Consider the following 7,620-nt stretch of genomic DNA (forward strand, 5'->3'; position numbering starts at 1 on the left):
ATTCAAACTTCAACCTTCAACCTTCAACCTTCAACCTTCAACCTTCAACCTTCAACCTTCAACCTTCAACCTTCAACCTTCACCTTCAACCTTTATCTCAATAAAGTTATATCTCCTGTTTTTCTCAACTTCTGCCCATCAGTAAATTCTACATCTAAAGTATATGTGTACACATCCATGGGTTGTAAAACGCCTTTAAATGTTCCGTCCCAACCTTGCCGTACACTTGATGATGCAAATACTAACTGCCCCCATCGGTTATAAACTTTCCAATTCATCTTACCAATACCAAAACCTTCTACTTTAACTATACCATTGTTATAACTGTTGCCCGAAAATCTTCCCGGAGTAAATGCATTGGGCACATCAAGCAGCGGCTTTATTAGTATGGGTACCGGTTGCTGAATTGTATCCACACAATCAGCATCATTAAAAGCTAAAAGCATTACATTAAACGTATCTGTTCTGTTAAACTGGTGAATGGGATTTACTTCTGTAGAAGTTTCTCCATCACCAAAATCCCATAAATATCTTGTAGCCCCAACAGAAAGATTGCTAAAAACAGTTTTAGTATTTTCTACTGGAGGATTAGGGCTCCAGGTAAAATTTGCAGTAGGAATTGGATATACAGTAATTGTAAAATAGGCAGATGTATCAACTTTATTACAAGTTGATGTATCCATTGCTATTAAACGTACGTTGTACGAACCAACAAGATTATAAACATGGATAGGTTCAAAATCAGTTGAAGTAGTACCATCCCCCAGCTCCCAAATCCAATCGGTACCACCTAAAGAATTATTTTTAAACACCGGTGTATAGGGCACACAGCCTCTTGTGCTGGTACTAAAAATTGCTTTTACATTGGGATTTATCCTCACCTGCTTTTCAACAGAATCAGGCGAATTACAAAAAACAGAATCATCAACAATTAGTCTTACTTTATAAGAACCTGTAGAAGGAAAAGTATGTATTTGAGAAACAAAACCACTCCTTATTCTTGGTGAACCATCTCCAAAATCCCATATAAATGTTTGATTGGTATAAATGGGTAATGGTGCAGTAGTAAGATTATCGAAACGGTATCTTAAGCTTGCACAACTGTCTAATTTAATAAAAGAAAAATTAGGTACAACCTCATTGTTCCCAACTTTTACGGTGGTATAAGCAGTATCCGAAATATTGCATGTGGCAGAATCAATTGAAATTAATGTCAGCCTGTAACTGCCTACATTATTGTAAGTATGCGAAGTAGAATTATTGGGTGCAAACGTGGTATCTTTTTTAGTATTTGAAGGATCGCCATAATCCCAAATATACATTTTACCTTTCGCCAGTGTATCCGTAAACTTTATGGTTAAAGGTACACAACCAATAGTATCAACAACACCATCAATAGTTGCCTGTACACTTGCACCAACACCGGCAAAATTCATTTCTATTTTTACCGCCGCCTCATTACAATTAGATGAACGGTTATTAATAGACCATACACCAGCGGTAGTTGGAAAAACTGCACGACCTCCGCAATTAGCGCAAATAGCCTGGTAAATTATTCCATTAGCATCAAAACGGCTGGTACCACCATCAACATGATCCCCCAAGCCACCATTTTGTCCATAAAAAGAACCAAACAACTGACTGGCAGCATTTTTTTCCAGAACGAAAAAATAAAAATCTGCCCCATCTGGCGGAGGTAGCCCAGGTAACTGGTCTTTTAAAGGCAAGCCGTTAGTACCTGCCGAGGGATAACCTTGATCTACATTTATTCCACCGCCCCAGCCGGAAACATAAACATTCTGGCAACGGTCAACTAAAAAGGCAATGGGAGATAAATTAGGCACCTGCGAATTAGTACCAAATACAGTAGAATATACATAAGCTGATAAATCGGGCTGCAATTTGCTGATGAATTGTTTTGCATGGTTGCCATTAGGAAAAACACCATCTCTATATCCTGCATTAGCCGTTACCACCCAATTACCGGTAGTAGTACCCATTATATAAGGAAAGCCGAGTTTATCAAACTTGAGGCCATAAATTAAATCATTTCCTACCGTACCCTGGTAAGTAGTTTTAATAATTGCAGAACCGTTATTCGTTATTTCAGTAACAAAGCCATCGGTTTCGCCAAGTTGATAAGTAGTGGTTATAACGCCTGATTTATCACCGGGTAAATCATTACTCGATGTTCCCCCTGCCACATATAAATTGCCTGTTACAGGGTTTTGTGATATTACAAAACAAGCATCATCTCCATTGCCACCAAAATAACTACTAAATAAAACCGAAGTAAGGTTTGCATTAAATTTAAGGATTACTCCATCCTGCCTGCCGCCGGCAAAACTATTTTGAAATGCCCCAACAAGAGGAAAATTATCTGATTGAGAAGATGATGCAAGCCAAATATTACCGGCACCATCTAATATAACTTCGCTTCTTGCATCATCCCCATAATTTCTTCTTGTAACATCTGTACCAAAAGGAGCACTAGATTTAGACCTTATATTAACACCATCATCTAAAGAACCGCCTATTCTTACTGAAGCCAGCAGTGCGGTACCTGTTGCATTTAATTTAGAAACTACTATATCCGATCCACCACCATTACCGATTAAAGGAACAGTAACCGGGTAATTTGCAGATTTAGTTCTGCCGGCAATTATTAAATTACCCTGAGCATCAGCAATCATACTATGAGGCTGCTCATTATGATTACCTCCAATATAAGTTGCATATAACCGCTGGGTGCCGTTTGCAGAAAATTTAAAAATACCAATATCGAAAGCCCCTCCATTAGTATCTTCATTTACACCTCCACCAAAAGCATTTTGAAATGCCCCCGGTGATACAGGGTAACCTGCGCCGAAAACAATACCACCTGCAAAAAAACTGCCATCGGGGCCGGGTGTTGCAGTATAGCCCCAATTGTCTGCAGTGCTTCCGGTAAAGGATGCAAAAATTAAGGAAGGGTCTATTACTAATGTTTCTTTAGAAGAATAATTCTGTACTTTAAAACGCACCACATTATCTGTAACCACATATTTACAATCTACTGTTTGCCTTTTGCCCATTGTGGGTTGGTAACTGTAGGGATATAATTCTTTTATACTGCCTACCGATGTACCAATAAGTAACTCTTTGTTTTTAACAGCTAATTTAACACCGCCTTCGTAACGCATGGCAATAGCATTGGGGTTGCCACCGGGATGTACAATTAAATCGTATTTTAAATTACCCAATTCGGTATAATAACGAACATCAATATTGGGATAAATATTTTTGTAGGTTACAGCTTCGTATATTTTACAATTAGATGCCCATTTGTTAGGATCATTTCCTGTAAAGTAATTATTATAAGTGGATAAAACTTTATCTGGCACTGCCTGAACGTTATTGCTGCTGCCTAAAAAATCTACTTTATATGCATGTGAATGTACTGTAATGGGAGCCAAATCTTTTGGTGAAGGTATTTTAGATGAAGCTGCAGAGGAAATACTGTCGCCAACACTGTTGTGCGAATGCCCGTGCATCCTTTCAGAAAGTTTTTGTAAATCCTCAGGCTTATGCAGCATTACAGTAAAGCCCCGGTTTTCTAAAAAGAAGGAGCCTGTTGTAAAATCGCCACGAAAATTTACTTTATTATCCCACTGGCCTTTGTTCTCAATAAATTCCATTTGGGCATTAACAGATAATGCAACAAAAAATGTTGAGACAATCGTTAAAAAAAGCTTGGTTATCTTATTCAAAACAATCAACTATATTTTTTACAATGTACAGAAATTATATGATACCGTCAATCAGATTTATCCTCTTTAACAACTGTTTCTCAACCAATAAAATTTTATAAAAAGAATTACGATATTTTACTCCAAGCCGTTTTGCCTTTTTGCTGATTAAGGTAAATTTTAACAGGCAAATTCTCTGCCACATTCATATCGGGGTCGTTTTCTAAAATATTTTGTGCCACTTCTCTTGCAGCCTCCAGTATAACTTTATCATGGACTATGTTTGCCAGCTTAAAGTTTAAAAGACCGCTTTGCTGTGTGCCTTCAATATCGCCGGGGCCACGAATCTCCAAATCTTTCTCTGCAATTTTAAAACCGTCGTTGGTGGCTACCATTATCTTTAAACGTTCCCTGGCATCATTCGATATTTTTGACCCAGTTAATAATATGCAAAAACTTTTTTCAGCCCCTCTTCCTACCCTTCCTCTTAACTGGTGCAATTGCGATAACCCAAATTTTTCTGCACTTTCTATTACCATTACTGTAGCATTAGGCACATTCACCCCTACTTCTATAACGGTGGTGCTTACCATAATTTGCGTTTCCTTATTTACAAAACGCTGCATGTTGGTTTCCTTTTGCACCGCATCCATCTTTCCATGCACCATACTTATCCAGTATTTGGGTTCCGGAAAAAATGATTTTACTTCTTCATAACCCTTCATAAGGTTTTCGTAATCCATCTTACTGCTTTCTTCTATTAAAGGATAGATGACAAAAGCCTGCCGACCGTTGGCTATCTCTTCTTTAATAAAATCCATTACCTGCGGCCGTTTGTTTTCAAAACGGTGTACAGTGTTGATAGGTTGCCTTCCCGGTGGCAACTCATCCATTACACTGTAATCCAAATCGCCGTAAGCAGTTAGTGCCAGTGTACGGGGTATTGGTGTTGCTGTCATAACGAGTACATGCGGCGGTATAGTATTTTTTTTCCATAACTGCGACCGCTGCGCCACACCAAATTTGTGCTGTTCATCAATTATGGCAAACCCCAGGTTTTTGAAAATCACTTTATCTTCAATTACCGCATGCGTACCAATCAAAATATTCAATGAGCCATCTTCGCAAAGTTTAAGCACTTCTCTCCGCTGTTTTGTTTTAGATGAGCCGGAAAGCATTTTTACACAAACCGGCATATCTTTTAATAATTCGGTAATGCTGTTATAATGCTGCTGGGCTAAAATTTCTGTTGGCGCCATCAGCACACTTTGAAAACCATTGTCGGCTGCAATCAGCATCATCATTAATGCAACAATGGTTTTGCCACTGCCCACATCCCCCTGTAAGAGGCGGCTCATTTGTTTACCGCTGCCTGCATCTTTTCTAATCTCTTTCAACACTCTTTTTTGTGCACCGGTTAATTCAAAGGGAAGATATTTTGTATAAAATGTATTGAACAACTCACCCACTTTATCAAACACCCAGCCTTTGCTGAAGCGATGCCGTGCACTTTTAATTAAACCCAAACGCAGTTGTGCAAAAAATAATTCTTCAAACTTTAAGCGGCGTACGGCATGTTGAAAGTGTTTTTCCGTTGCCGGAAAATGTATGTGGCGATAAGCATCAAAGCGGCTAATGAATTTGTATTTGATAATAATAGATTCTGGTAAATTTTCTGGCAGATCTTTTTCGGTAATTAATTGCAGCAGCGCATAAGTAAATTTGCCCATCACCCTTCCATTCAAACCTCTTGCTTTTAATTTTTCTGTTGAAGAATAAATGGGTTCTAAAAAATTTTTACCTGTTGCTTTTTGTTCGGTAAAAGTTTCTATTTCGGGATGGGCAATTTGAGGTTTGTTCATAAAAAAACTCAGCTTGCCAAAAACTAAATACCGATGGCTAACATGCAATGCTTTTTGTATCCAGTTTATTCCCTGAAACCACACCAGTTCAATTTCTCCTCCTGCATCGTCCTGCAAATGCGCTACTAATCGCCTTCCTCTTTTCTCCCCCATAATTTCCATATCGGTAATTTTACCTGCAACCTGTGCATACTCATTATTATAATTGAGTTCACCAATTTTATCTACTTTGGTTTTATCTACATGGCGCAGCGGAAAATAATTCAGCAGGTCATTAAAAGTAAAAATTTTTAATTCTTTACGCAGCATATCGCCACGTAAAGTGCTTACGCCATGAATATATTCGATGGGATTATTTAATATGGCGGAGGTGAAAGTGATAGAGAATGTTTATGCAAATATAAACCCCTATCCCCTAAAGGGGGAAACGAAGAAGAACTTTGCGAAGATTATTTTGGAATATTTTCAGGTAGATTAACCTGCTAACAAAAAGATGGCGTAAAAATTAGCTTCTGAAGTGTGAAATTTTAGTAGAAAAATAAAATTTAGATTTTAAATGTGATGTAAGGACGACAGTTTATTGTATAACATGATTAAAGCTCAATATTGATATGATGTACACGAGTGCGACGCCAATGATGACTAATAGAATTACCAAAGTTTGGAACAAAAAACATTATTTATTTCTCCCTTCAGAAAAATTATTATTGAAACGTTTGGGTTTGCTGAAATTTCTGTTGCCGCCCCCGCCAGTTCTTTGCGGTGCAGTGTTGTAAGTTGGCGCTTCGCCAAATTCATCGGGCACAATGGCTTTGGTTACAGACTTACCCAATAATTTTTCTATAGCTACAAATTTGCGTTGCTCCCTTGGGCTTATGAAAGTATAAGCGGTTCCTTCAGCAGCGGCCCTTGCAGTACGGCCAATACGGTGTACATAATCTTCGCCATCATGCGGCACATCGTAATTAATTACCAGGTCGATATTATCAATATCAATACCACGGCTTAAAATATCGGTAGCAATTAAAATGGGCAGGCGGCGGCTTTTGAAATGCATCAGCACTTCTTCCCTTTTATCCTGCTCCAAATCGCTGTGTATTTCATCTGCTTTAATGCCGGCTTTTTGTAAATCACGGGTCAATTGTTTTACAGCTTGCTTGCTGCTGCAAAAAATTAATACCATGGCAAAATCTTTCTTCTTCAGCAAATATTTTATTAAAGGAATTTTTTGTTCTTCGTACACCACAAAAGCTTCCTGCACAATTTTTTCGTTGGGTTTACTTAGTGAGATATTTATTTCTGCCGGCTGGTGTAAAATTTTTCTTGCCATCTCCCTTATTTTATGCGGCATGGTGGCGGAAAATAAAAGGTTCTGCCTTTTTTTAGGCAGGTGATTAATGATGAACATGATGTCGTCGTAAAATCCCATGTCCAGCATTCTGTCCGCTTCATCCAGTACCAAATATTTTAAGCCGTCTAATTTTACATAGCCCATTTTTATATGCGCCATCATTTTGCCGGGTGTGCAAACCACTACATCGGCACCATGGCTCAATGCTTTTTTCTCCTGCACAAATGCATTTCCATCGCCGCCTCCATATACTGCAATGGAACTAACCGAAGTAAAATAAGAAAGCCCCTCCATGTGTTGTGCAATTTGTATAGCCAGCTCACGTGTAGGAACAATAACCAATGCGGTGTTGGTATGATTAACCAATGGATCGGTAATAATTTTGTTGATGAGTGGCAGTAAAAAAGCGGCTGTTTTGCCGGTGCCGGTTTGGGCAGATGCAATAATATCTTTGCCCTGTAATATTAATGGTATTACCTGCTCCTGCACAGGTGTGGCATTTTCGTAGCCGGATGCATCAATACCTTCCATCAATCTTTCGTCAAATCCAAATTCTGTAAACTTCAAAGTGTATTTTTATTTTGGTGAAGATAACGCATTTTAAGTTTAGGGGTTTAGGGTTTAGAAGTTTAGGGTTTAAGGGTTGAGAAGTTTAGGGTTTAGAGGTTTAGTATTTAAA

3 protein-coding genes are annotated in these 7,620 nt (G+C 38.4%); all 3 read right to left on the minus strand.

Features of this window, described 5'->3' with window-relative positions; all coding sequences use genetic code 11:
* Positions 1-92: 92 nt before the first annotated feature.
* The 3 genes from ACY651_RS08340 to ACY651_RS08350 all read right to left on the minus strand — a co-directional run bounded on the left by ACY651_RS08340 (position 93) and on the right by ACY651_RS08350 (position 7,508).
* A complete protein-coding gene (locus tag ACY651_RS08340; RefSeq protein ID WP_462251605.1) occupies positions 93-3,749 on the minus strand; it encodes a DUF7948 domain-containing protein in 3,657 nt (1,218 codons plus the stop codon).
* Positions 3,750-3,856: 107 nt separating this feature from the next.
* The gene (gene recG / locus ACY651_RS08345; protein WP_462251609.1) at positions 3,857-5,971 is read right to left on the minus strand and encodes an ATP-dependent DNA helicase RecG; all 2,115 of its coding nucleotides are present in this window, start codon (positions 5,969-5,971) and stop codon (positions 3,857-3,859) included.
* A 295-nt stretch (positions 5,972-6,266) separates the two neighbouring features.
* A complete protein-coding gene (locus ACY651_RS08350; protein ID WP_462251607.1) occupies positions 6,267-7,508 on the minus strand; it encodes a DEAD/DEAH box helicase in 1,242 nt (413 codons plus the stop codon).
* Positions 7,509-7,620: the final 112 nt, after the last annotated feature.

It is taken from the genome of Ferruginibacter sp. (genome assembly GCF_031391665.1).
GTDB lineage: Bacteria > Bacteroidota > Bacteroidia > Chitinophagales > Chitinophagaceae > Ferruginibacter.